At 52.8% G+C, this 23,764-nt stretch carries 19 protein-coding genes; all 19 read right to left on the reverse strand.

Features of this window, described 5'->3' with window-relative positions; all coding sequences use genetic code 11:
* Nucleotides 1–170: 170 nt before the first annotated feature.
* The gene (gene tssE, locus ACI2I2_RS19720; protein ID WP_404659456.1) at nucleotides 171–626 is read right to left on the reverse strand and encodes a type VI secretion system baseplate subunit TssE; all 456 of its coding nucleotides are present in this window, start codon (nucleotides 624–626) and stop codon (nucleotides 171–173) included.
* Nucleotides 616–1,155: a type VI secretion system lipoprotein TssJ gene (gene tssJ / locus ACI2I2_RS19725; protein ID WP_404659549.1), complete on the reverse strand. Its 540-nt coding sequence runs from the start codon at nucleotides 1,153–1,155 to the stop codon at nucleotides 616–618. Before tssJ ends, tssE begins: the two co-directional genes overlap by 11 nt.
* Nucleotides 1,136–2,239 carry a type VI secretion system baseplate subunit TssG gene (tssG, locus tag ACI2I2_RS19730; protein ID WP_404659457.1) on the reverse strand — a complete coding sequence of 368 codons (1,104 nt, stop codon included), beginning with the start codon at nucleotides 2,237–2,239 and terminating at the stop codon, nucleotides 1,136–1,138. The genes tssJ and tssG overlap by 20 nt, the downstream gene beginning before the upstream one ends.
* The gene (gene tssF / locus ACI2I2_RS19735; protein ID WP_404659458.1) at nucleotides 2,194–3,957 is read right to left on the reverse strand and encodes a type VI secretion system baseplate subunit TssF; all 1,764 of its coding nucleotides are present in this window, start codon (nucleotides 3,955–3,957) and stop codon (nucleotides 2,194–2,196) included. Before tssF ends, tssG begins: the two co-directional genes overlap by 46 nt.
* Nucleotides 3,958–4,010: 53 nt before the next feature.
* Entirely contained in the window at nucleotides 4,011–4,385 is a 375-nt protein-coding gene (locus tag ACI2I2_RS19740; RefSeq protein ID WP_404659460.1) for a hypothetical protein, read from the reverse strand.
* 136 nt (nucleotides 4,386–4,521) lie between these two features.
* A complete protein-coding gene (locus ACI2I2_RS19745; protein ID WP_404659462.1) occupies nucleotides 4,522–4,995 on the reverse strand; it encodes a hypothetical protein in 474 nt (157 codons plus the stop codon).
* Between the two features lie 73 nt (nucleotides 4,996–5,068).
* On the reverse strand, nucleotides 5,069–6,667 hold the full coding sequence (gene tssA, locus ACI2I2_RS19750) for a type VI secretion system protein TssA (RefSeq protein WP_404659464.1): 1,599 nt from the start codon (nucleotides 6,665–6,667) through the stop codon (nucleotides 5,069–5,071).
* Nucleotides 6,667–10,086 (reverse strand): ImcF-related family protein, encoded by a 3,420-nt coding sequence (locus ACI2I2_RS19755; protein WP_404659466.1) that lies wholly within the window; start codon nucleotides 10,084–10,086, stop codon nucleotides 6,667–6,669. Before ACI2I2_RS19755 ends, tssA begins: the two co-directional genes overlap by 1 nt.
* Nucleotides 10,073–11,227, reverse strand: coding sequence for a hypothetical protein (locus ACI2I2_RS19760; RefSeq protein WP_404659468.1), 1,155 nt, complete (start codon nucleotides 11,225–11,227; stop codon nucleotides 10,073–10,075). Before ACI2I2_RS19760 ends, ACI2I2_RS19755 begins: the two co-directional genes overlap by 14 nt.
* Before the next feature lie 3 nt (nucleotides 11,228–11,230).
* Nucleotides 11,231–11,497: a PAAR domain-containing protein gene (locus tag ACI2I2_RS19765; protein WP_404659469.1), complete on the reverse strand. Its 267-nt coding sequence runs from the start codon at nucleotides 11,495–11,497 to the stop codon at nucleotides 11,231–11,233.
* 55 nt (nucleotides 11,498–11,552) lie between these two features.
* Nucleotides 11,553–11,981 (reverse strand): hypothetical protein, encoded by a 429-nt coding sequence (locus tag ACI2I2_RS19770; protein WP_404659470.1) that lies wholly within the window; start codon nucleotides 11,979–11,981, stop codon nucleotides 11,553–11,555.
* 170 nt (nucleotides 11,982–12,151) lie between these two features.
* Entirely contained in the window at nucleotides 12,152–12,913 is a 762-nt protein-coding gene (locus tag ACI2I2_RS19775) for a hypothetical protein (RefSeq protein WP_404659471.1), read from the reverse strand.
* Nucleotides 12,897–14,807: a lipase family protein gene (locus tag ACI2I2_RS19780; RefSeq protein ID WP_404659473.1), complete on the reverse strand. Its 1,911-nt coding sequence runs from the start codon at nucleotides 14,805–14,807 to the stop codon at nucleotides 12,897–12,899. Before ACI2I2_RS19780 ends, ACI2I2_RS19775 begins: the two co-directional genes overlap by 17 nt.
* 14 nt (nucleotides 14,808–14,821) lie before the next feature.
* Nucleotides 14,822–17,356 (reverse strand): type VI secretion system Vgr family protein, encoded by a 2,535-nt coding sequence (locus ACI2I2_RS19785; RefSeq protein ID WP_404659475.1) that lies wholly within the window; start codon nucleotides 17,354–17,356, stop codon nucleotides 14,822–14,824.
* 305 nt (nucleotides 17,357–17,661) lie between these two features.
* A complete protein-coding gene (locus ACI2I2_RS19790; protein WP_404659477.1) occupies nucleotides 17,662–18,129 on the reverse strand; it encodes a putative T6SS immunity periplasmic lipoprotein in 468 nt (155 codons plus the stop codon).
* Nucleotides 18,123–18,695 (reverse strand): type IV secretion protein Rhs, encoded by a 573-nt coding sequence (locus ACI2I2_RS19795; RefSeq protein ID WP_404659478.1) that lies wholly within the window; start codon nucleotides 18,693–18,695, stop codon nucleotides 18,123–18,125. Before ACI2I2_RS19795 ends, ACI2I2_RS19790 begins: the two co-directional genes overlap by 7 nt.
* A 14-nt stretch (nucleotides 18,696–18,709) precedes the next feature.
* Nucleotides 18,710–21,382, reverse strand: coding sequence for a type VI secretion system ATPase TssH (tssH, locus tag ACI2I2_RS19800; RefSeq protein WP_404659479.1), 2,673 nt, complete (start codon nucleotides 21,380–21,382; stop codon nucleotides 18,710–18,712).
* Nucleotides 21,383–21,545: 163 nt separating this feature from the next.
* Nucleotides 21,546–22,037, reverse strand: coding sequence for a type VI secretion system effector Hcp (gene hcp / locus ACI2I2_RS19805; RefSeq protein WP_404659480.1), 492 nt, complete (start codon nucleotides 22,035–22,037; stop codon nucleotides 21,546–21,548).
* A gap of 3 nt (nucleotides 22,038–22,040) precedes the next feature.
* On the reverse strand, nucleotides 22,041–23,762 hold the full coding sequence (locus ACI2I2_RS19810) for an OmpA family protein (protein WP_404659481.1): 1,722 nt from the start codon (nucleotides 23,760–23,762) through the stop codon (nucleotides 22,041–22,043).
* Nucleotides 23,763–23,764 lie beyond the last annotated feature (2 nt).

Consider the following 23,764-nt stretch of genomic DNA (forward strand, 5'->3'; position numbering starts at 1 on the left):
TGTCGGTAAAACGTGATTTTTTCATAGAGATCTCCCCGGTTCAGATTACGAGAAAATTCTACTTATCAACACCCCGGATTTTCGGGGGGATTACCCTTTGGGGGCGTTGATTCTGCAATTTTTTCAAAAACTGGGCTTTTGCCGACATGGTGTTATTCTCTGTCAGGAGGTCAGAGGCGGGTCTGAGCATCAAGATAATGCTGCTGTTTGAGGTGGCGGATCAGAACTCTTCCTTCCGGCATAAATTCCGTACCGTAGCGCACCAGCCCCACCCCTTTTAGCTCAGCATCGATGGCATAACGCAGCTCACCAGGAATTGTCTGCTCGAGCAGGACCACCTGAATACTTTTCAGCCGGGGTTCATATTTCAGCAGTACGCCAGCGAGAGTATCAATCAGAGAGTGCTCGGTACCGGGCAGTCCCTGAATGATGGTCGTCATATCTGGCAGACCATAGTTCGGCAGGTGAGCGAGCGTGCCGGCGCGACAGTTAAGGATGCGCTGCATATTATCCAGCACCGACAGGATCACCTGGTTTTCCTCACTCACCTGATGCAGGTCGAGACCGCCGCTAAAGTTGCCAAACAGGGTCTCGTACAGTGACGGACGTGGCGTATTATTCCTCATCTTTCAGCGCCTGCAGCGTCAGCCGGTTGTTGCCGGCCTCAATAACCCTCGCTTTATCCGGATCCAGGTCATCAAGTGAGAGCACAACCCGCCAGGTGTTGTTAACCTGATCCGGCGACATAAACATTCCCGCCACCGCCACATATTGCGCGTTTTCGTCCATCGGCATGTCCATTAATACCGCGCCGCCCGGCTGCAGGCGAAGATCTTTTTCAGCCAGCAGGTCCGCTTTTATGGCCTGACTGTCATTTGCAAACAGCGACGGGTAGTCCGTGCTGTCAAACGTCTTGCGGTCTTTCAACTGATAAACACGGACCACCGTGGACAGTGCCACACCGCCGGCATTTTTATTAATGGCTTCGCGAGCCCGGATATCCAGATGCAGGCTTTTCACCTGCTTGTAAAAAATTGATTTGGTCACGGCCACAGTGCCGTCGGTGACGCTCTGGGTCAGCCCGCAGCCGCTCAGCAGTATGGATAACCCCACAGCCAGCGTAGCCAGTGAAGTTTTAGTCGCGGTAATCGCCATGTTCATCCGTCTCCCTGCGATGAATATTTACCTGAACCCGCTCATAGCGGCCCAGGCTGATGGTTATGGTTTTGGGGTGTGCTGAAGTACTGGCCGGATTCAGTGGTCGCATCACAGCCGTACGTCCCAACTGCACGGCTCCCGCCCGGGCCTGGCTGCTCATTGTCGCATTGGGCAGAAAACGACGCTCCACGCATAATTGCAGACGCACGCTCAGACGTGAGCCGAGATACACATGCAGCAGTGCCATTAAATCGCCGTGCAGCTCGCCACCGGGCAACCAGCCCTGGACTTCTTCCGGGTCGGTTGTGGTAAGCTGCATCAGGACCTGGCTGTTCACGTCCGTGGTGTAGTTGCCCATCACCGGGCGATTTTTCAGGGTCACCGGCTGACTGACGCTCATGGTCAGTGGACTTTTGAGCGGAATACGACGTTTGTCGTGGTGCCAGATTTTTGCCCGGGTGTTGGGAGCCAGCAGGCGCACCAGTGAAGCCAGCCCCTCCGCGGTGCGTCCCGGTAACAGCATGACCGGCAGCAACGCGAGAAATCGGGAGACGGGGGCCGCTATATGCTCCGCACAACCCTCTGTACCGAGTCCCACCAGGCCCAGCAGGTACTGCGAGATATTGTCCTTCCCGCCTGCTTCAAACGACGCCGGCCAGTTATATTTCCGCCAGATAAGGTAATACTGGCTAATCAGCCGGTGGTTGAAGATATCCAGAAAATCTGCTGTTGCTTCATACCCTTCCCGACGCTGGGTAATGTCATCGATAAAGTGCGTGGGCAGCGGTGACTCCACACCATACAGCCCGGTAAAGGTAATGCGAATGGTGGGCGGCAGATGCGGATGTTCCGGGTGCTCAAAGCCTTTGATTTCTGAGGCCGGAAAGCCCATCCCCGGATGCGGGCGGAAACGTATCGGTTCATGACGCACCTGCCAGGTACTGCCCGTGACAGGTTTGTCGGGCTGACACTGTTCAAGAAGCTGGCAGAAACGGTAAAAATTAATCGTCGGCAGCCGGTCACCCAGCTGCGCTATCAGCCTGGCAGGCGCGGACTGTGGTTCTCTTTCCACCGGATGCATTTTCCTTCTGGCTGAACAATCAGCGTGAGCTGGTTAAACTGGTTCATGTCGGCATAGAGGGCAAAGAAGCGGTTCAGCATCTCACCGAACAGATGAATATCGCCCTCGCCCGTGAACCCGTTGCTGTCGAGGGTGACTTCGATATCGAGCCCCTGCAGCAGGAATCCCTGCTCAAAGCGTTGCAGACGATGGTGCTCTACCTGCGAAATGGCCTCCAGCCGACGGGTATTGAGTTCGTCTTCCTGCCAGTTATAGAGCGCCAGGGTGTTACGCAGCACCTCGGCGTTGTCCATCATGTTCAGAAAACGGGTCCCCAGATGGCCCAGCACCCGCCAGTGAAACTTATCTTCTGCTGGCGGATACACTGGCAACGTGGGTTTGCAGAGGTTACGCACCGTAAGGTGCGTGTCGACAACCTGCTCACAGCGGTCAAGCAGCGTACTGGTGAGCGCCCGGCGCGGAAGCTGGCCGTTGGTGCCGGTTATTTGCAGTGAGACCGCTTCACGCTCGAAAAGCCGGTCATCTTCCCACTGATGTCCACCCAGGATTAGCCAGGTATCATGCAACCCGGTGACACCCCTTTTCACACGGGTGTGGTAATAGCGTGGAGGCGCATGGCGTCGCATCATCCCCCCCTTGTGGCGGAAACTGCTGAACGGCACATACTCCGCATCCTGGGTGCGGTTAGAGCCGATGACCGAATCCACAGAGTAAATCTCGGTGTGGCCGTCCTGCAGCCGTTTGGGGCGTAACAGATATTCACTTTCCAGGCCTGAGATGGTCAGCGGGTCGGCTTCCAGCGTAAACAGGTTAATCACCGGCACGCAGTGCAGGCGAATATCGTCACTGGTGACCGGCAGGTCGGATGGCCAGGCGCTGCTGAACACCACTTCAATATCGAAATACTCCGCCCCTGCCGGCGGCGTGATACCCTCAAGGCCACTGAGGTGGACAAACATAAACTTGTCACGGAAGGTGAAGTATTCCAGCAGCAGCTGGTAGCCACTGAACGCCGTGTCCCCTTTCGGCCACAGGGTATCTTCATCACGAAAGCCGCCCGGCGAAAAATACCCGTCAAGCCGGATGCGGTCAGCCTGCCCGGGCAGGCGCATATACAGGGCCGCCTGACGCTTGGTCAGCATCAGATGCAACTGGCTGCTGACCGGGGCATCAGCCCCGAGATACAGACTCAGGCGACTGAGGTCGGCCTCTGACCAGTCCGCCTGGCTGCTGCAGGCAAAACGCATGCGCAACAGTGAGCGCCCGTCAGGCTCGGTGGTCATGGTGATACCTGAGATGTTCAGCGGATTAAGCATCATATCCCGGGTGGTGCGGTAGCGGCAGACGGTGTTCTTCGGCCCTACGGGTCGAGAGTAAACCTCAAGGCCCGCGGGCACCACTTCCGCCATTTTCATCGCATGCAGCGCCGGGGTGAAGGCAACGACAGAGAGCGACGGAATGGTCTGCAGATAGTGTGGCCAGAGCATACTGACCAGCCCTTCAGTCAGTTCCGGCAGGTCGTCATCAATTTTTTCGCGCAGACGTCCCATCGAGAAGGCAAACCCTTCAAACAGGCGCTCCACATAAGGGTCTGGGGTACCGGCCTTATCCAGGTCCAGCATCGCGGCCCGGTCCGGGTGAGTTTGCGCGAACTCTTTTGCAGCTTCACGCAGGTAGCGTAATTCCGCCTCGTAATGGCGCAGGGTTAAATCTTCCATGGTGTTCCAGGCAAGTGAGTTAAAGCAGGGGGACTGATCAGCGACTGCACAAATTAATCATGTGAAGCCGTGGCCAGTACATTTCCATCATTGTCGCGGTAAATAGCACCGCCATCTGCGTCGGCCAGGGTGGCGCTACCAAGAATGTCCCCGGACGGTCCCCTATAAATAATGTGCTTATCATTTTCGGCTGTTGATGTGCCTGCAAGATGCCCGTACTTGTTGCGGTAAGTCGTGCTGCCATCCTTTTCCTTTATCGAGGTCCCGAGTAACTGCCCGAATTCATTTGTGTAAGTGGTTTTTCCCCTTGAGTCGGTGGCCTCATCAATCCGGTGAAAACCGCCGTCCAGATAAAATACCGAAAATCCGTCAAATGAATGTGCCAGTGGAGCAAATAAAAAACAAACGACCAGAAGATATTTCAGCATAGTAGTGTGCCTTTTTGGTGATGCGCAGGTAGTGTAATTCCGTTTCGTAATGGCGTAGGATTAAATTTTCCATATCCCCCTCGTTCCAGAAGTAGCCCGGCCTGTGTCAAATATGTTTTATATTGATGATTTCACTTTATTCACCGTGATGTATTTCACGTGGAAAAGTTATTTCCAGCTCACATGGTTTTTCTGTGGCAAACAGAATCGTTCTGCCCTGGCGATCGCTTACCCCTGTATAGGTATCATTTGGCTGGCATTTATTGGTTATTTTGTAAGTGGTGAAAGGTTTCACCTTGCCGTCAAAGGAGGTGGTGGTAAAGCCTTCAGAATAATCATAGAAATGCCACATTGGCTCAACCGTATAATCGTTTTCGGTAATATGACCTGAAACAACAAACTCCCCCGTATCGCCATTGCTGTCCAGAACACCTATCGCAATATCTTTTTGCTCCTTCACCAGTCTGGCACCTTGAGGCAATTTTTTTATCTCGTGACCAGAAAAATCAATGCGATAATATTTAATATCGCTCCATCCCTTATGAACATTCACAGAGGAAGTACACCCTGATAAAAATAAAATAGCAGCAATAAAATAAATACACTTCATGAAATTATTCACCTTTTGATAATCGTTAGCTGTTTTCTTTCAATGGCAAAGATATAAAGCAGCCAATTCCTGATCAGGAAGCACACAGCACCGCTGCTCTTGATGGATCGACAGCAATCAGCCCGGCCAGCAATGCGTCCATTTTCGGGCTGAGACGTGTTTTATCTGCCTCGCTGCGCCCGGCTTTGATTCGGAGCAGTTTCAGGTGACGGGCTCTGACCTCAAACAACAGTTCCGGCTCCCAGTCCTTCAGGGTGACGCTGCCGGCCTGTTCGCCCAGTTCGGCAAACAGATGCACCGCCAGTTCATGCTTTCCGTACTGCTCAGCAATCCGTCCCATCAGCAGACGCAGCAGCCAGCGCTGGCGCGTCGTCGTGATACCGGGACGGTTTTGTAACCAGATCAGTGCCGTATCCAGGCCTTCACCATCAGCCAGCGCCACCGCTTCCGGCTCCAGGGCCAGAATGTCATCATCCTGCCCTGCAGGTTGTGCGGCGGGCGTGTCTTCGCCCCACCCGCCCACCGAATCCAGAACATGCTGGCGGATCCAGTTCAGGGTCACTTCATCTGCAAACGGTGTACCATCGCTGAACGCCAGGGTTTCGAGACCGGCCAGGCGGGTCAGCAGCCCTTTCAGGTCAGCGGCAATGATGTCGGCCAGCGTGTCCTGGCCGTTTTTCATCAAGGCCTGGTGGATATACCACTGCAAATCCAGCCACAGATGGTTGGCACCACGGGAAAAGGCGCTGTCTGCGGCCTCGAGTAACTCGGTCCAGCTCTGCTGTAGATACAGACGCTTGAGCAGCGAGCGCTGGTCTGCCCTTGGCGGTTCGATACGCGTACGATCCTGCTCATCCGGTGCCGGGATTTTTCGCAGCGTGTCATGACGCAGACTTTTCATCAGATGATGGGCAGGCAGCCAGCCTTCCGGCTGTTCACGCAGATAATCCGCCAGGGTGCGACCCTGGGTCAGCAAATCCTGCCCGGAGGTGATTCGCCCGATGGCCGGCGCATCGCTGTGACTGGCAGCCGAAGGTGTTTCGTTGGTACTGGCATTCTGCGGCACCACCGCATCCACGCCACCGGCTTTCATCAGCCGGTTTTCCAGCGCGCCGTACAGTGCATTCAGCTGCGGACGGGCATCATCCGCTTCATCATCGGTAAGTCCGGCAATCAGCAGCAGGGCACCAGCGGTGCGCTCCGCCTCTTCCCTGACCACTTCCGGATACAGGGAAAGGCTGTCGGTCATGCGTGAACCCGCCAGCCACTCCAGCGCCGCCTTACGGCTGCGGTCACGCTGCGGATGCAGTTGTGAACCAAAACGTTCCAGCAGACCGGCCAGCAGTTCAAGTCCGTCGGCAAGCCCCTTCTCACCCTCCCGGTGCAGCTTCGCCCAGCAGTAGTACGTTGCGACACGGATGTCTTTGGCGGTGGTGGTCAGCAGCTTTTCCGCCAGCCGGTAGATGAGTTCGGTGTCGGCCCCGGAGAGCTTATTGACCTCTTCACGCATCTGCTGGAAGTCATCGTCATAGCCCGGGTCATCACCTGCCGGGGTACTTACTGAAACAGACTGTAACCAGTTGTCCCACAGTGCAACACGTGCACGGGTGGCAGCCGTGAGTGGCTCTTTTTCTGCCTGACAGGCGTTGAGTAAGGATTCCAGCGTGCTCATTAATACACCTCCGCAGCGCCGGTATCACCCACAGCGGCCATGTCAGATGAAGCCCCGCCGGTACTGAAGATGGTTTCCGGCAAATGGAAATTACGCAGTTTCAGCAATACCAGAGGCCCCTCTCCCGCTTCGGTTCGCAGGGTATAGTTCAGCGCCCGGCCATCCTGGGCCTTCCAACTCAGACTGTAACTGCTGCCCACGCCCGGATAAGCCTTCACGCTGGCTTTATCAAGCAGACGGATCAGCCCCCAACTGCCGGGAATGTCCGCGTACTGGCGGGTGCCCGCCTGGGTGCTTATCCAGCTCAGATTGGCTCCCGGTGCTTCGGTATCCGCAGGCCAGGTGAAACGCTTCCATGTCGGTAACTGGTTGACGTAGGTCAGCTTCTGGCTGTCGATAATCATGTCGGTCTGCATCACACCGTCAGCCGTACCCGGGCGCAGTTCAAAACTCATTCCCGCATTGCCTTCGGTGAAAGCCACGTCTGAAATGTGACTCAGTGTATTGATGGCATTGAGAAATGCCGGGTTAAAGGCCAGCCCCTGTGAGTTGATGCTGTCCGGCACCCAGTGATTGCCTTCCTTGTGCAGGACACCTTTCAGGCGGGTCTGCAGGAATTGCGCAATTCGTCCGGAATCCGCGTTGAGGTATTTGGCGAGCAGCGGCAGGGAAACATCACTGCTGGCGTTATTAAACGGATAACGTCCGCCAAAGGCACTGTTCCACTCAGCCACCACCGCCTGCTGCCACTGGGCGTTAAGGCTGTCGGCTGCCGGGGTCAGCACCTGCTGCCAGGCCTGCTCCATCGGGTTCACAAACACCGTGCGTCCAAAGCCGCTCCACTCCTGCCCCAGCCCGGCAGCAATCAGGCTGCCGTAGTCGCGGGTTTCGGTGAGGTCCACGGCTTTGCCCTGGAACACGGTCTGGGCGATGGTCTGGGTCATGGCCTGCGGGTCGGCGGCATTGGTCACCTGCTGCAGGCGCAGACGCACCTGGGTCACGCGGGTCAGATACGACTGCAGGCTCATCTCCTGCGCCCCAGTGCGATTCTTGTCCATCAGCGCCAGCACCGGACCAAATGTCGCGTCCAGCGGACCGTGAACCCCAGCACTCTGGTCAATGGCATCCTTCTTGTCACCGCCCAGCAGGTTTTTCGCCGATTTCACCAGCGAGTCAGAAATCGCCTCGCCGGTCTGCCCGGTACGCCCCTGGGTGTTCAGGGTATTCATCAGTGCCACCAGAGGCGACTGGCGCACATCGGCCATCAGGGTCAGCTGGTCAATGGAATCCGAGAGCGTCGCGGCACGGTTCCAGCGCAGGCTGTTAAGAAATTCCAGCCACGCCCCGCCAAAGTCCGCAAAGTAGCGCTCCGTCAGCCGCTTTTTCAGCGCTTCCGGCGAGGTTTCATCCTGTGACTGCGTCTGACGCTTGCTGTCGGTCAGTACCCAGTCGAGCTCGTCGCGGCGCTCTTTTACCACTTTGTCAATTGCGGGCTGCACCGCCTGCTCCCAGGCCTGACGGGTGAACATCCCCGGCACGATGTCGGTGGTGTTGAACAGGCGGGAAGCATCGGTGTCCCCGGTCATGTCTTCGAGACGCATATCGACATACAGATGGGCTACCTGCGAGAGCATCTTCTGGTACAGGGTGGATTCGCTGTTGCGCATCCCCATCAGGCGAACCAGCAGGGAACGGGACTGGCTGACCATGCTTTCATCAGCACGGAATTTCCATTCAGGGTGCGCCATGAGCTGTGCACCGTAAAAGGCCAGCAGCGAGGGAGCCGCCCCCTGCCAGATGCCGTCTTTCACGCCATCACGCTTCGGCCAGTCCTGCATCAGCGCACGGCTGAACCAGGCGGCGTCCATATGCTCCGGGCGGGCTAGCATCAGGTACAGCTTCAACTGGTCATAGGTGGCTTTGGCCATCTGTTCGCGTAGCGGGCTGCCAGGTGGCAGGGCATTAAAGGTATTCAGCTGGCGTTGCAGATGCTCTGCTGCCGCATCACGCAGCAGCGGTTGTGCACTGTCCTGATAGCGGGGCCAGAGTGCTGCCAGGAGCGCGGTATTCTGGCTGAGACCGGCACGCTCATACCACGGCACACCATGCTCTTCACGATATTGCAGGCGGGCCAGAGTTTTCTGCAGTTCAGACAGCGCATGCAGGCGCGCGGCAAGAGACTGATTCGGTTGTGCGGCAAGGGCCGCCTGGGCATTGGCGCCATCAATCTGGCTGCGGTTACTGATATAGGACACGCCCATCCAGGCCGCCCAGGTGACCATCAGCAGCCCGGCAACGCAGGCCAGCACTTTGCCCCACGGAAGGCCCGGTTTATGCGGACGCAACGCGCCGGGCAGAGAACGCACCGAATCCGGCAGCACATCCCAGCGTCGGTCCATACCCCAGTGATGCGCAACGCTGCGTTCTGTGCCCGCGGAGGGCTGACTGAATACAACACCTGCCAGTGGCAGCGGCCGGTACGGATTGAGCATCACCGCCAGCGGCTCTGCCACACTCTGCGGTTCACGGATCAGCTGGTCGGCCAGCGCCAGCAGGAAATTGTGTTTAACGTCATTACTGGTCTGCTGAATCCCCTGTGTGGTCAGGCCCGGCGTCAGCGCGGACAGTTGTTCGGACAGTTGCTCAACACGACATTTTGCCGGCAGCAGGCACCCCGTAGCCTGGACTGCGCGCCCCTCCGGAGAACCTGCCCGAAGATGCAGGGACCAGACATACAGCGGGAGTTTCCAGCCCAGCGCCGACATACGGTCACTGACGGCCTGCGCCAGTGTGTCCATCGTACTGGCAGAGGGAACCGGTAGCGGCGGTGCTAAGCCAGGGGCAGCTAACTGGTCGAAGGCAGAGGTCACCCAGACCATACCGTCCACCGGGCGGCGGCGCAGTTTACGCAGTGCGGTCAGCCAGGCGCTGTCGGCAGGGGTATTCAGGTCACCGCCCCATAACAACAAGGTTCCCTGGTCTTCCTGCCAGAGCTGCCCGGTCAGACCCGGCGTCAGTTGCTCCACCTCGGCCACCGTTCCGGTGACAAGCAGGATACGGATTTTACGACCCCAGCGCCGACCGTAAAGATTGCGCATGGCCTGGCGAATGGTTGTCACCGTGACATTGCGGGGGGCGGTCTGCTTAACGCGACCTTCATTTCCAGGTAACTGGTTTTTCCGTTGAGCCTGAAAGCGGTGCCAGCGCTCCTGGATTGCCTGACGTATGATTGCGCCATGGCGAATGAAGAGAATTAAAATCATCGCCCCGGCAAATCCGAGCCATTTTGAACCCAGAGTATCAAGGCCAACCCTGTCGCCGTAATGCCAGATAACCCAGGCCACAGCAGCACTGATAAGGGTTGTCAGTCCAAAACGGCCCCAGTTACCACGCCATACGGAATCCTCAACTGCTTTCATTCTCGTTCCCTGTCGTCACGGTATTAATAAAACGCTGTCCTTCACTTTCAGATAACATCAGGCAGTCTGTTTTCAGAACCTGCACCGCATCGCTGGCAACTGCAGTCATAATCCAGGGGGAGAATGGCCCGCAGCGACCGGCGTAAGTCTCCAGCCAATGTAACTGTTCTGTTTTCCAGTGCCCCTGATATGGCTCGCTGGCCTGGAGGATTGTGGCAAATGACCGCCCCCAACGCACCTGGTCACCAATAATGTGCTGAGTGTTAATCGCCTGGCTCTGAGTGGAAAAGTAAAGATCGAAATCATTGAGGGGATCATCATCTTCCATGGACATAGGCCGGAGTAGACGAACATCGTGTTTTAATTCGTATTTAGTCGCGACATCATCCGTCGTCAGCAGCAGCGCAGCCAGCGCATCACTATAGCGCTCCCCTCCATGCATCTGCTGCACCAGAATAAGTTCTGCTGAAATTTCTGGGGTTTTTATTCGACGTTCAACAGCATCAAAAGAAAATTCACTCATCACCATAAGCGGAGGAAGCATTCGCTCAGTGGGCATCAGGTAGCGCCAACAATCTTCAAGGCTGGCCCTTAGCTCAGTTTCTTTATCAAGGGAATCTGTCAAAAGAATAACATTCAAATTGATATCAGGGGGGAGCCTCTCCAGGGCTGTTTTTACACCCTCAAGCTGTATCAGTGACGCGTTTTTCCCTTTGTCTAAGACAATCCGTTTTGCGAGCCCATTAAATTCCTGGAGCTCTGAATTTTTGGGAACAAACAAGGCTGCAGTCAGTTTTTCAGGCAAAATGACTTCACTGTGGATGACGGCAAGGTAGCGCCCTGCCCATTCAGTCCACTGCTGTTGAGAGTAGTCCGCTTCTTTCGATTCAAACTCATGCTTATCAACAGCATTGTTATAAAGCCAACTTCTCAGACAAATACAAATAAACCAGAAAAGAAGAGGCGAACCGGACAATATCCAAATGTTGTAGTCCTGGCCTGGCCCCAGAAATTGGTTGGCATGCAAAACAAAAATAAGCCCACCCGCTGTCATTGCGGCAAGGCCACCAATAAGCCATACGAGGAGAGAAGGCTCTTCTGGCATCGGAGCCACTGAAGATTTTTGACGCTCCCAGATCATTAATTATCCTATAGCGCAATCCGGCGCACTGGAGATTACCTGACAACCACATTCGCAACGACAACTATCCACGACCACCGCTTTTCCATCTGATGACCATTCAGGTGATCCTTCAATGATGGCATTAGTTCCATGTCCGTCTTTTGGGCAGCTAATCTTGTCTCCAACCAAAACGACCCTCTTATTATTGACAACCATGGTCGATGAGGCAGATATCACTTCCCCCCCATGAGTGGTATTATCACCGAGCAGCACAAAGCCTTTTGACATTTTAAACCTCATTATTTTCATGGAGAATAATAAAATAGCAAGTAGTCAGAATGATTTATCTCTCGCTTAAAATTTCACACCGTTTAATTTCGATATAGTGCCCAACCATCATGATAAATGGCGCAGATATCCACATCCAAAAACCCAAACCATAAGAGATTACAGGTCTCTCACGACCACCTGTATCTATAATAATACTTTTAACTCCCAGGAAGGAAATGGCCAATAAAAATGACACCAGAGACAATATAAACAATAAATTATTTTCCTTTCCCCTGATGACTCCAATCAGTGATGCAATATAAAATGGATTAGCTAACCAAGAAAATGATGCACCAGGATCAACAAAAAAACCGAACCCTCCAGTTATAAGTAAAGCAAGACCATCACTTGATCCTGTATCCGTGCTAAATGAAGGAAAATATAAAGCAGAGCAAAAGCACAACACTGATAGCCCGAAGAAAAATGATGAAAAGAATTTCATATGTCACCCTGAATTTAGAATAACAGAACAATCGCTTGGATTTAATTCTCTTTCTTTGTGTTACATGTTATAAATATAACAAACCAGAGTTCAACCTGAAATATCTCAGTATCTAGCAGTCACATGAAAAAATTTAACCTAACAGTCTAGGTGTTAATTATAAAAAATAATTAATCATTGTTTTTTGAAAGCAACTGAAGTTTTTTATAATTTGGGAAATATGGTCCATTATCGACGGTTCCGTCTGGATACAACACTGACATATACATCCCGACCTTTTGCACTTTCGGCTCTGTGGCGCGTAAAGTTTTTGAAGAATGAAGTCTTGGCTCAAAAACCACCTCTTTTGCTGATGTTGATTTATAAATCACATCTGGCGAGGACCTAATAATGGAATACTCTACCGGGCTACTGCTATCTCTGCGCTTTGTAATTAAAGGAAAGTAATCTCCCTTCAGTTTGACATTTCCATTAATAGCCTCGTACGATCCACTTAGCCGCTGAGGTGAATTATTATCAAATACAACAATTTCTTTAATTGGAATATTTTCACTCTTTTCATCGTTACCTGATGGGAGTACCTTCAAGCTAAACCCTAGAGTTACATTACTTAATTTCCAATTACACCGCCCACCACCATCACGTGGAATTTCTAGATTAAACATACTGTCGTCTGATGCATGATTGAAATCTTTCTTGACAAAATGATATCCTGGTTCTTTTACTACATCTCCATTGGAATTCTTACGGTTCTTCAAGCAAGTGCTTGAACGATACATAATTTCCAAAGGCAGTATTTTACTATCCGCTGGCATCTTTGCAACTACAGAAACCGTTTCACCATCAGGTGGAGGGTTTAATGACTCATCTTTATCACATCCTAACAAAAGAAAAGGTAAGATGAATGTCATATCCCTAATTAATATTTTCATATTCTTCCTTTGCCGTATTTTTAAATCTGACCAATGCAGTCACCCAACTACTCTCGGACTTCGATATCTCTAATGCTTTTGGTAACATATCTTGCAAAGATAGAAAGATTTTATTCCTTTCTACTTCATGTTTTGAGGTGTTTTCTGTTGATTTAGATGCATTGTCAACAGTACATGAAAATTTATCTCTATTCACTTTACGTTCCATTTGCCGCTCAGGATCTACCAACTCAATCAACTCATTTTTGATATAGGGCATGTATTTATTTGACATGGAGTGATTTGCTGGGTTTGTCCAAGAGTCAAGATCTGGATTACTATTTTTAGGAAAATAACGCCTCAAGCTTTCAGGAGACAAACATTTTACGAAATTATTTTGATCATCAGCTGTAGTGCAAAACATTTGCTCATTAAGTTCTGGGACAAGATAAAGTTTACATTTGTAAAATGAGACTTCCCTTATCGACATATATGGATTGCTAACATCCATACCTATAAGCGGCATTGGTCTTTTTGAATACTTAACAATAGACTGCTCAGCCTTAAAAAAACAGACAGTACTACCATGATGCCAATAAGGATCACCAAACTTTATCCCCGTGCCTTGAATTTCCATAGCCCAAACAGAGCCGATAAACCCATAGACGACACCGTAAGGTCCCCAAAGGTCATAGAGTTTATTATCTAACTCTAGTTCCGGTGGGACACTTGTTACTGAGTCTGAATCATTAACATGCCTATAATGAGAGATATTTTTAATATTATTAATAGTCGACGCTGTAAATACTCGCGGCATTCCATACGTATAAATTACTGGTTGATAATCACGCAATACGGTAGCATGAATTAGTGTTAATGCGCCGCCTAAACTATGCCCTGTGATAAACAACTCACGTCCATTCGACAAGCTCTGAATTTTCTTGAACTGGTCTCCGAATTTTTTTTCAACTAAGTTAAAAGCATCTAAAAAACCTTTGTGACAATGACCCGCAGGTACTATATCTGGGCATGGCACTGGCCTAAATGATCCATCGGCACTAAGATCTGCTAGTTTATCTGGCTCAGTTCCTCTCCAACCCACTAATATCTTAGTTAAATTGCTGACGAAGAAAAGCTGGGTTCCCCCTTCTCCAGAATCACCCTCAGTAGTGTCGAGGAATATTGGATTTACATAACGTTCTCTAAACGGAACATCGACAGAAATGGGTTCATAGAGCATGTCAGGAACTTTAGACAAATCTTGGCACTGGTCATTAAAAAACGATAATATTTTTTCTTTATCAGAATAAACAAACTCAGCTAAAAGCCCCAAATTAAATGCATTTACTATAGAATATTCGTTTGTATGATGAAGAAGTACATTCCATGCTCTGAAAGGGCATATTTTCACTATAACTCTCGCGTTAAAATACATATTCGAGATAGTCAGCCCTGAAAAATCAGGGTCTGGAAAATGAAACGCTGGTAATTCCTTGGCTTCCCAACCAGGAATTTGTGGAGCTTTATCGCACAATTGACCTATAACTACATAATAACAAATGCTATCGGTTTTCTTATCTACCGTGACCGGAGACATTTTCATTGAATAAGAATATGTTCTTTCAATGCTTAATGGGCGCTCCTCCATTTCATCGGTAAGCGGTTGAGCTTCGATGAAAAGCGTCAAATCAGGATGTAACAAATCATCAATCCGTAATACCCCTTCAGAATCAGTTACTCCACTATAAGGCTCAATGACTTTGTCACGGGTAGCCTCATTCTCAGCTCGCCATGGCATATTCGCTACTGCAGTGCCATTTTCATCAACAAGCTGGATTTCAATCCAGCATTTTCTTTGCGCAGGTGCCTGGGCTTTACCAAATGTCCCAACCGCTGATGTTCTTGACTCACTCATGATGACGATCCTTGTTATTCGCTGTCAGTAGTGTTGCTGAGAGGAAACTCAATCTTCATTGCTGATGGTGTCGCAGTATAAATCGGTATTGTATTGCCAAGTTTGTCCGTGGTACCTGTATAAACATCACCTTCGGCAGTTGTGACCTTATAATGAGTGTAGGGCATAATTTCGCCGGTCTCTTGATTCGTGATTGCAAATCCACCTTTAAATCCTTTAGGGAGATCCTGAGGTGAAATATTTAAATTAGCCGCACCCATTTTTTGTACATTAGCTGCTTTGAGAAGAATATTTCCAGGGCAGCCGAGTTCAATGTTTCCTCCACCAATTTTGATATATGCGCCATCACATACGAGAGTCAACTCCTGACTTGCATTCACAGTCACGTTACCGCTGTTACTGGTTATAGTTAAATCCTTTAATGCCTGGACATTAAGAGCATCCCCCTGGGCCTGCATATCGACCTTGCCCTTCCCTGCAAACAATTGCATTCCAGCCCCCTGTGCAAACAAACTGACTGTATTTGCGGCCGCAACGGTCACAGATTGAGCGGCACTTATGTCAGTATTGCGACCTGAGACAATTCCGACACTCTGGTTCCCAGATGCCACCCTTATAGCTTCGGGGCTTACAATGCCAATACCCTTAGGAGAATGCGCCAATATTCCCGGTTTTTGCAGCCCTGACAAAGCACTATTCAGGCTGGACTGACTGTCTGATTCTGCCGGTGTCGCTTTTGCTGACTCTACCGCCCGACTCAGGCTTTTTGCCAGGGCAAGCGCCTGCTCAAGTTGCTGCACAGCATCATGCATATCCAGCATAATACCTTGAGCAGAAGGCTGTGAATCAGCACTTAATAAAATACCCTTACCGCCACGTACGGCTACCCACTCATCAGTGCGCAGTTCAGCGCCTTCCCCTCTGATTACACGCTCATCATCCACATTATGGCCCAAATTGAGTTGCGTCTTGCCCCCATACTCGGTGCTGAGCTTCACATGCTCCTCACCCCGCTTATCCTCCATCCGGAGTTTGTTCAGACCTGCGGTCCTGACGACGTTACGCGTGCTGTTCAGTTCGGTGACGTGATCGACGTGGCGGGAGTCATGCAGGGCGTGCGCGATATACGGACGGTCAGGGTCACCTTCGTGGAACGCAATAGCGACTTCTGTACCCTGTATCAGCGGGAAGTGAAAACCGTACTTGTCGCCGCCGTAGGGTTTAGCCAGGCGCACCGGCATACTTTCCATGCCCTGACGTTTGTCGTCACGGTCGGCATCAAATTTGACGCGATACTGACCGGCTGCATTCTGCCAGGCGTAAATATCGTTGTCCTTGGCACTGGTCACACGTGCCATCAGGGTGCCACTGACAACCGGACGCTTTTTGGCGGCCGGCCGCCAACAGCGGTTCTCGTAATAAGGCATGCCTTCCCACATTACAACCAGTGCATCCCTGCGGCTGGCAATATAGCCCGTGCGGGTGATGATGACACCATTCTCAGTTTCTGGCGGCAAGGTTGGAACCACAACCCTTTCACTTATAGTCAGAACCTGTGCAGGAGAAAGAAAAGCATCATTACTACTGCCACTGATAGTCGTCTGCCCGGACAGAAAACGTTCATGCTCAAGGCGTGCCCAAAAGTTACCTGTTTCTGCTGACGGTGTAATTTTGTCACCACGTTCAAGGTGACGCGGGCGATAGTGATACACATCACCGTACGTTGTCCCCTCGCCTTCACCCCGGGTCATGTCCGCCGGTACAGAGGTCAGGATGTTCTGGGCTTCGCGGTGATTGTAATCACTGGCGATGACGGAGCGCTCAACCACGTTCTGTCGGACGTTAACACCCCACACCGAGTCTGCTGCATTGTCACTCATTCCTGACGGGCTGCTGAGCGGCAGGGTTTTGCCGAATGTCCAGGCGCTTTGCTTGTCCGCGAAGTGCACCACTTCAGTCTGGGTATCCGGCTGCAGGGTGAAGAAGTAAAATATCCCTACTTCAGAGAGCAGACGTTCAATAAACGCCAGATCACTTTCCTGATACTGGTTAATTTGTTCGCGTTTCGGATATTCGGCCTTAAGGGCGAATTCATATTCCCAGCCTTTCAGACCATGGTCCTGGAGGACCTCTGTCACGACTTCCGGCACCGACTTGTTGACAAAAAAGCGGTGGGTGCGGAATTGCTTGCGCAGCAGAGACAGAAACGGCTCAATAATAATCTGGTAACTCGCCTGGTCATTCGAGCCGCTGATACGCTTAAAATGCGTCACCACACCATGTACCACTTTCTGCCCGGTCAGGCCCATCAACGGACCGGTTCCCATGGTCAGCGTGGCAGGTTTGCTCAGCAACTGTGTAGCATCAATGTTCCTGTCCCCGCTGGTGAACAACACGGTATAGTGGTACAGCTCACTCATAAATTCTTTACCGCTGAATTCTTCAACATCCAGCGATGCCGTACAGGACGGAATATCCAGGCGATAGCGGTTCAATCCACCTTCAGTTACCGCAGACAGGGTGTTCTTAAGCGTATCTGTCAGACTCATGATATTGACTCCATGGGATAACCTGCAGTCCATGACTTTATTGCCGAAGGGCAAGTAACAGGTTTAATCAGGGGTACTCAGTGAGTACGAAAAAGAGTGATTACAGCGCCAGCCCCGAGGGCGCAGGCTAGGGTTTTAACCAGCAACACGGCCCTTTTCAAAATTGTTCATGCCGTGTTCGCCATCGCCGCTTATGGGGATAAAGCGCTTAACGAATGTGTAAAAACACGTATCAGGAAGAAACAGCACTCCCGCCATCATTAAAGTTAAAAAGATAAAAACCTTCATGACTTTATATCGGGATACTATTCTGAAACTTCAATTGAACCATAAGGTCTTGAGATTTCGCGGTCGGTCAAAGGAAAGTTATATACCTGGGTTTTATTAACACCTATTCCAACAACATAATTCCGGGGTTCATTTTTGTTGCTTGCTGAATGAAGCACAAATTCAACAATGTATTTATTACCATCAATGAAATAGTAGTAGGACGAAGGAATGCACAATGCACCATCAACAATCCTAAGGCCTGGCGAGAAGTTGAATTTTTTCTCTTTAGGCGGCGTTCCCCGAAGATTGATACCCATGTCTGCAGGCTGATAATCTCGCGCATCATTAATACTCATGCAAACGTCATTATCTTTCCTGCTCACCTGCGCAGTTTCATCCAGGCTCATTCTGTCGCCAGGCCCCGGGCACCCTGTAAGGACTACCGAAGACATACCTAATGAAATGATGAAGATAATTTTTCGAGAATAGCTCATGCTTACCATGGGAAGCCTCTCAGAGAATTTTTATACCCTTCGCGTATTGCAGCCTCAGACATGTCACCATCAAGCGTAATGTCGGGATATCTTTTATTTTCAAGGTGCCACCAGATTTCATAGCCAAATGTCTGTAAAACAAAATTGTCAGCAATAATCTGTGCCTGCTGCTCCATCGGATAGTCACTCAGCAAGCGGCCATCAAGCGTATAGTGATAACTAACAAACCAACTCACAAGACCCCGTCCAATAACATTCATCCCTTTTTCACGCTGCCAGACATGACTCATTTCGTGGATAAACATATGCTGAAGCGAATACAGCGATTGTGAAAAATCATCCCGGTACTGATTGATGAAGTATATTTCCCCATTGGGCGTCATTGCTGTATTCGCATCCTGCGCACTAAATGGCAGATAACTACCATGATGAATTTTCACCTCTTCGTAATCGATCCGGTTGCCGAATACCGTTCTGGCTAAGGCGACTTCCCCGGTGGTCAATTTTCTGACGGAATCATCGTCATGCTGTTTGTCGTTCTTCTTTTTCTTCTTGCTGGCATCATGAATGGTCATTCCCTGCCTCCGGATTAGCGTTCAGCCACGTCTGAAAATTCAAGCCCAATCCCTTCTTCATCGTTCCATTCCAGCGTCAGTGATTCTGGTTTCTGCTTCGCCGCCATATGCGTGAGCAGTTGCTGGCTCAGCACCGGCAGGATTTGTTGATTGAGCAGACTGTCGACATTGCGCGCGCCGGTATCCGGCAGCAGGCAGGCGGCAGTGAGCGTGTCATACAGGCTCTCCCCGATATGGGTGCTCAGGCCGTAGTGACGGTTCAGTCGCTTGCTCACCTGGTCGAGTTTCATTTCGACGATGGTGCGCATCGCTGATTCTGCCAGTGGGCGATAAATCACGGTCTGGAAACGCGCCAGCAACGCAGGCTGGAAGTGGTCACGCAGGATTGGGCGCAGCATTTCATGCAGGTCGGCTTCTGAGGCATCCGGCTGTTCATCCAGCAGCTGCATGATGTGGTCGCTGCCGAGGTTGGAAGTCATCAGGATGACGGTGTTGCGGAAGTCAATTTCGCGCCCTTCGCCGTCGCGCATAAAGCCGCGGTCGAAGACCTGATAGAACAGGTTCATCACGTCGCGGTGGGCTTTTTCCACCTCATCAAGCAGCACCACGCTATACGGACGTTTACGCACCGCTTCGGTCAGAATCCCGCCCTGGCCGTAACCGACGTAGCCCGGAGGAGAACCTTTCAGCTGGGAGACGGTGTGCGGCTCTTGGTATTCGGACAGGTTGATGGTGATGAGGGACTTCTCACCGCCGTACAACACATCGGCCAGCGCCAGCGCAGTCTCAGTTTTGCCGACCCCGCTCGGTCCGACCAGCAGGAACACGCCCTGCGGGCCGTTCTCTGACGTCAGCCCGGTTTTCGCCGCACGCAGTCGCTGGGCAATGGCGTTGAGAGACACATGCTGGCCAACCACGCGTTTGCCGATTTCGCCTTCCAGCGTCAGCAGTTCGGTCTGCTCGTCTTTCATCAGTGAGGAGAGCGGCACGCCGGTCCAGTCGGCAATTACGTTAGCGACGGTACGCGTATCCACATCCACCTGAATCAGCGCATCGTGTTGTTGCAGTGATTCCAGCTGATGCTGCAGCGCGATGGTCTCGGTCACCTGGCTGCTGTTCGTTGAGTGAGAAAGCTGACGGCTGGCCATCAGTTGTTCTGCCAGCTGTTTTTCATCAGTAAAGCGCGTCTCCTGCAGTTGCAGGTTGGTTTCAAGCTCAGTGCGCTGCAGTTCAATCATACTCAGGCGGTCACCGTGCTGGCTACTGCCCGCAGCGATATCTTCCAGCAGCGCCTGCTCTTCCAGTTCCAGCGCGGTCATCTGCGCTTTCAGGCGAGTGATGGCTTCCGGTACGGTATCGAGGCTCATACGCACGCGGGCTGCGGCCGTATCGAGTAAATCGACCGCTTTATCCGGCAACTGACGCCCGGTCAGATAACGGCGCGACAGCGTGACGGCCGCACGAACCGCATCGTCAGTGATGTGCACACCGTGGTGTCCGGCGTAGCGAGATTTCAGGCCCCTGAGCATCAGGCAGGCGGTGTCGTCGTCCGGCTCGTCCACTTTCACCATCTGGAAACGGCGTTCCAGCGCAGCGTCGCGCTCAAAATATTGCTTGTACTCGCTCCAGGTGGTGGCGGCGATGGTACGCAGTTCGCCACGAGCCAGCGCCGGTTTCAGCAGGTTGGCCGCATCCGCGCCCCCGGCCGAATTCCCTGCACCTATAATGGTGTGCGCTTCATCGATAAACAGCAGGACAGGCACCGGCGACTGCTGCACGGCATCGATGACATTTTTCAGGCGCTGTTCAAACTCCCCTTTCACGCCAGCGCCCGCCTGCAGCAGACCGAGGTCCAGCGTGCGCAGAATAACGGTTTTCAGGCTTTCCGGTACGTTGCCCTCACTGATACGCAGCGCCAGCCCTTCCACCAGGGCGGTTTTACCGACACCTGGCTCACCGACCAGAATCGGGTTGTTTTTACGCCGGCGCGAGAGAATATCGACCATCTGGCGGATTTCGGTGTCGCGACCAAACACCGGGTCAATTTTGCCCTCTTTCGCTTTGGCAGTGACATCAAGGGTAAATTTATCGAGCGCATTCTGCAGGGCCGGTGACAGTTCACCGTCCTTTATGGTGGTGTTGTCAGTGACCCCGACAGGGCGCCCGACCATTTCCACAGCGCCACCCGTGCGGGCCAGTTCCGCTTCCTGCTGCACTTCCGGACGTTCGTCCGACTGCGCATCCAGCAACGGACGCAGGCGCTCCAGCTGACTTTGTGCCAGGGTCAGCATCGGCCACAGGCCGTCACAACGCAGCAGTTTTGGTTTATCAACCAGCGCCATCAGCAGATGCACACCGCGAATGTGTTCCTCACCATTGAGAGAAGCCAGCAGCCAGGCTTCCTGCAGCAGGCTCTGCATGCTGTCAGAGAGTTGCGGACGACTGCGCACGGAACGCGGCAGATTGTCGAGCCACGCCAGCAGATCCTGCCAGAGCACATCCATATCCCATTCATAGCGGCGGGCCAGTACCGTCAGGTCACCCTCGCCCTGCTCCAGCAGTTTCAGCAGCCAGTGCTCAGGCTGAATTTCCGCATGCGCCCGGGTCTGGCACAGGGAAGCGGCACCTTCCAGTGCACGGGCGCAGTAAGGATTCAGGCGACGTAACAGAACGGCTGGATTTTCCATGAATTTCTTTCCCTCTCTTTTTGACACGCTACCGCCCCTGGCCGTTAACCGATGCCCATAAGGTCAGTACTGATAAAGTGTGTGACTGCTTTGCAGAACGTCCGCGAGGCAGGCGCTGTGAAAAGCAAAAAAGCGGACAGAGGGGGCTGTCCGCTTTGCGGTCTTACGCGGTGGCGCGTTCGTTCCAGGAATCGGAATGAATGATGTTGCCGTCTTTGTAAGTCCAGGTGATTTTTTCGTAACGCAGTTCGATCTGCTCAAGGTGATTGTGCTTCTCGAAAGCAGGATCCTTGATGTCGTGCATGACCGGGTTCACCTTCACCACTTTCACGTTCTCAAGTTTGGTGTTGAAGTACTCCACTTCCTGGCCCGCGTCGTCGATTTTGTACCACTTGAATTCCGCAGACTTGAGGGTCTGACCGGTGGTCACCGCCTTGTACAGGTAGGGGCTTGCGGAGTCGATTTCCTTGGTGAACAGGAACGGGGTGTGGATACGCGTACCGGTCAGCTTGCCGGTGTTGTTGTCAGTCGGGATGTACAGGTTGTGTTTCTGTGCCACTACTTCGATGCTGCCTTCACGATCCTGAACGTCCACAGACCCTTTAATGTCCGCGCCGCCGTCGTCTTTCAGCCAAAGATAAACAGGAATTGCCATGATTTACTCCATTACGTTTTTGTCAGCGTCATCATCCGATGACGCCTGGGTGTTGCCCGGTAGCTGGCAGACATCGGCCTGCGGTACCAGACTGATTTCGACACGACGGTTGAGCGCACGCCCCTCCGGGGTGTCGTTGGTGGCAACAGGACGGCTTTCGCCATAGCCCTGCACCGCAAAACAGCTTTCCGGCACATCACCGGTATCCCGCATCCAGTCACGCACCGCTTCTGCACGCTCACGGGACAGCGTCTGGTTCAGTTTCGGGTTACCGGTGTTATCGGTGTGTCCGCTGACCACAATCAGCCAGCCTGCTTTTGCTTTGATATCCATGAGGGAGTTGACCAGCATTTTGGTGGAGCCGGCTTTGAGGTCAGACTTGCCGGAATCAAACAGCGACATACTGTCGAGACGAATGGTCTTCGGACCCTGAACAATCTTTTTGATAACCGGTGGCGGTGGCGGCGGAGGTGCCCAGTCACTGACGGCCGCTTCCACCGGTGGCACCAGACGCAGGCCCTGATACAGCCCCAGACGGTAGCGCAGCGGTTCGCCACGGCGCGACCAGTCATCCAGCAAAGCGCCATCAGCCCGCAGGCGCTGCTGCGCCCGAAGTTTGGGGGCGACAGGCTGACCCGACAGGTGCTGATACTGCACTAGGTGGTCACTGATATTGCGGATGAGACGCTGGTTATTAAACCAGGAAGCCAGCATCGCCAGCGCCAGAAATGCCCCGCCCAGCAGACCGGCGTAACGCCAGAACACCATCCGGCCACTGACCCCCCGCCGACGTGGGAGTGCCGGTAACAGCAGTTCAGGAAGCGGCAAAGGCTCATCGGAAAGAGTCACATCCGGTGGCAGTGCCGTCAGTGCGGCAATATGCTGCTGCCAGAGGTTCTCCGGCAGACCGTTCACCGACACCATGCAGATGCCGAATGCGCAGGGTTTCATTGCAGGCAACTCACCGTGGCGTACCGACAGCAGGCTGATCACGGTGTCCTGTTGCCAGGCCAGTATGCTGTCAAGCCACAGACCCTGGCTGAGCCGCGACAGGCGTTCCCCCGCCTCCGGTTCACGGGTCCACTCCGTCAGTGACAAATTGCCCTCACCGGGCTGATGAACCTGCCAGCCGGCACGCTGACCTGTCGTGGTAAACCAGACGGGCTCTGCACCTGTGCAGGCAGCAGACTGCGACACCCAGGTCACCGTCCAGACAGGAGGAAGGCTGCCGAGCGCCGCACGGCACTGAACGATCCCGCGCTGCCAGCCCCGCAGCTGCTGGATGAAGTCATCAACAGAGGTATGCGTCTCTGGCAGAATCGCCAGCAACACCGACACCTGAGAAACCAGCGCCGGACGTACCTGACCCAGATGCTGCGTCAGTAACGGCAACTGCTCCGCGTCTTTTACCCACAGATACCAGCCCTGTCGGGTTTCACGATGGCGGGTCTGCGGCGGGAACAAAGCGGTGTTATCGCCGCAGACCAGAATGACAGAGCCCTGAAAATCCTCCGGCGGCAGGTTGTCGTCCACCGCTTCCCTGACGGCGTCCGTTCGGCTCTTCGTGGCCCGCCACTGGCGCCAGAGTAAAACCCCGGATACCAGGAGTATCAGCAGGCAGAGCACGACACGACTGGTCACCGACAGGGGCCAGAATCCCAGGACAAGCCACAGCGACAGCAGTGTCCCGAGAACCGTTAACAGACTCCGGTAAACATCACGCATCG

The organism is Scandinavium sp. NPDC088450, from assembly GCF_044900545.1.
Lineage (GTDB): Bacteria > Pseudomonadota > Gammaproteobacteria > Enterobacterales > Enterobacteriaceae > Scandinavium.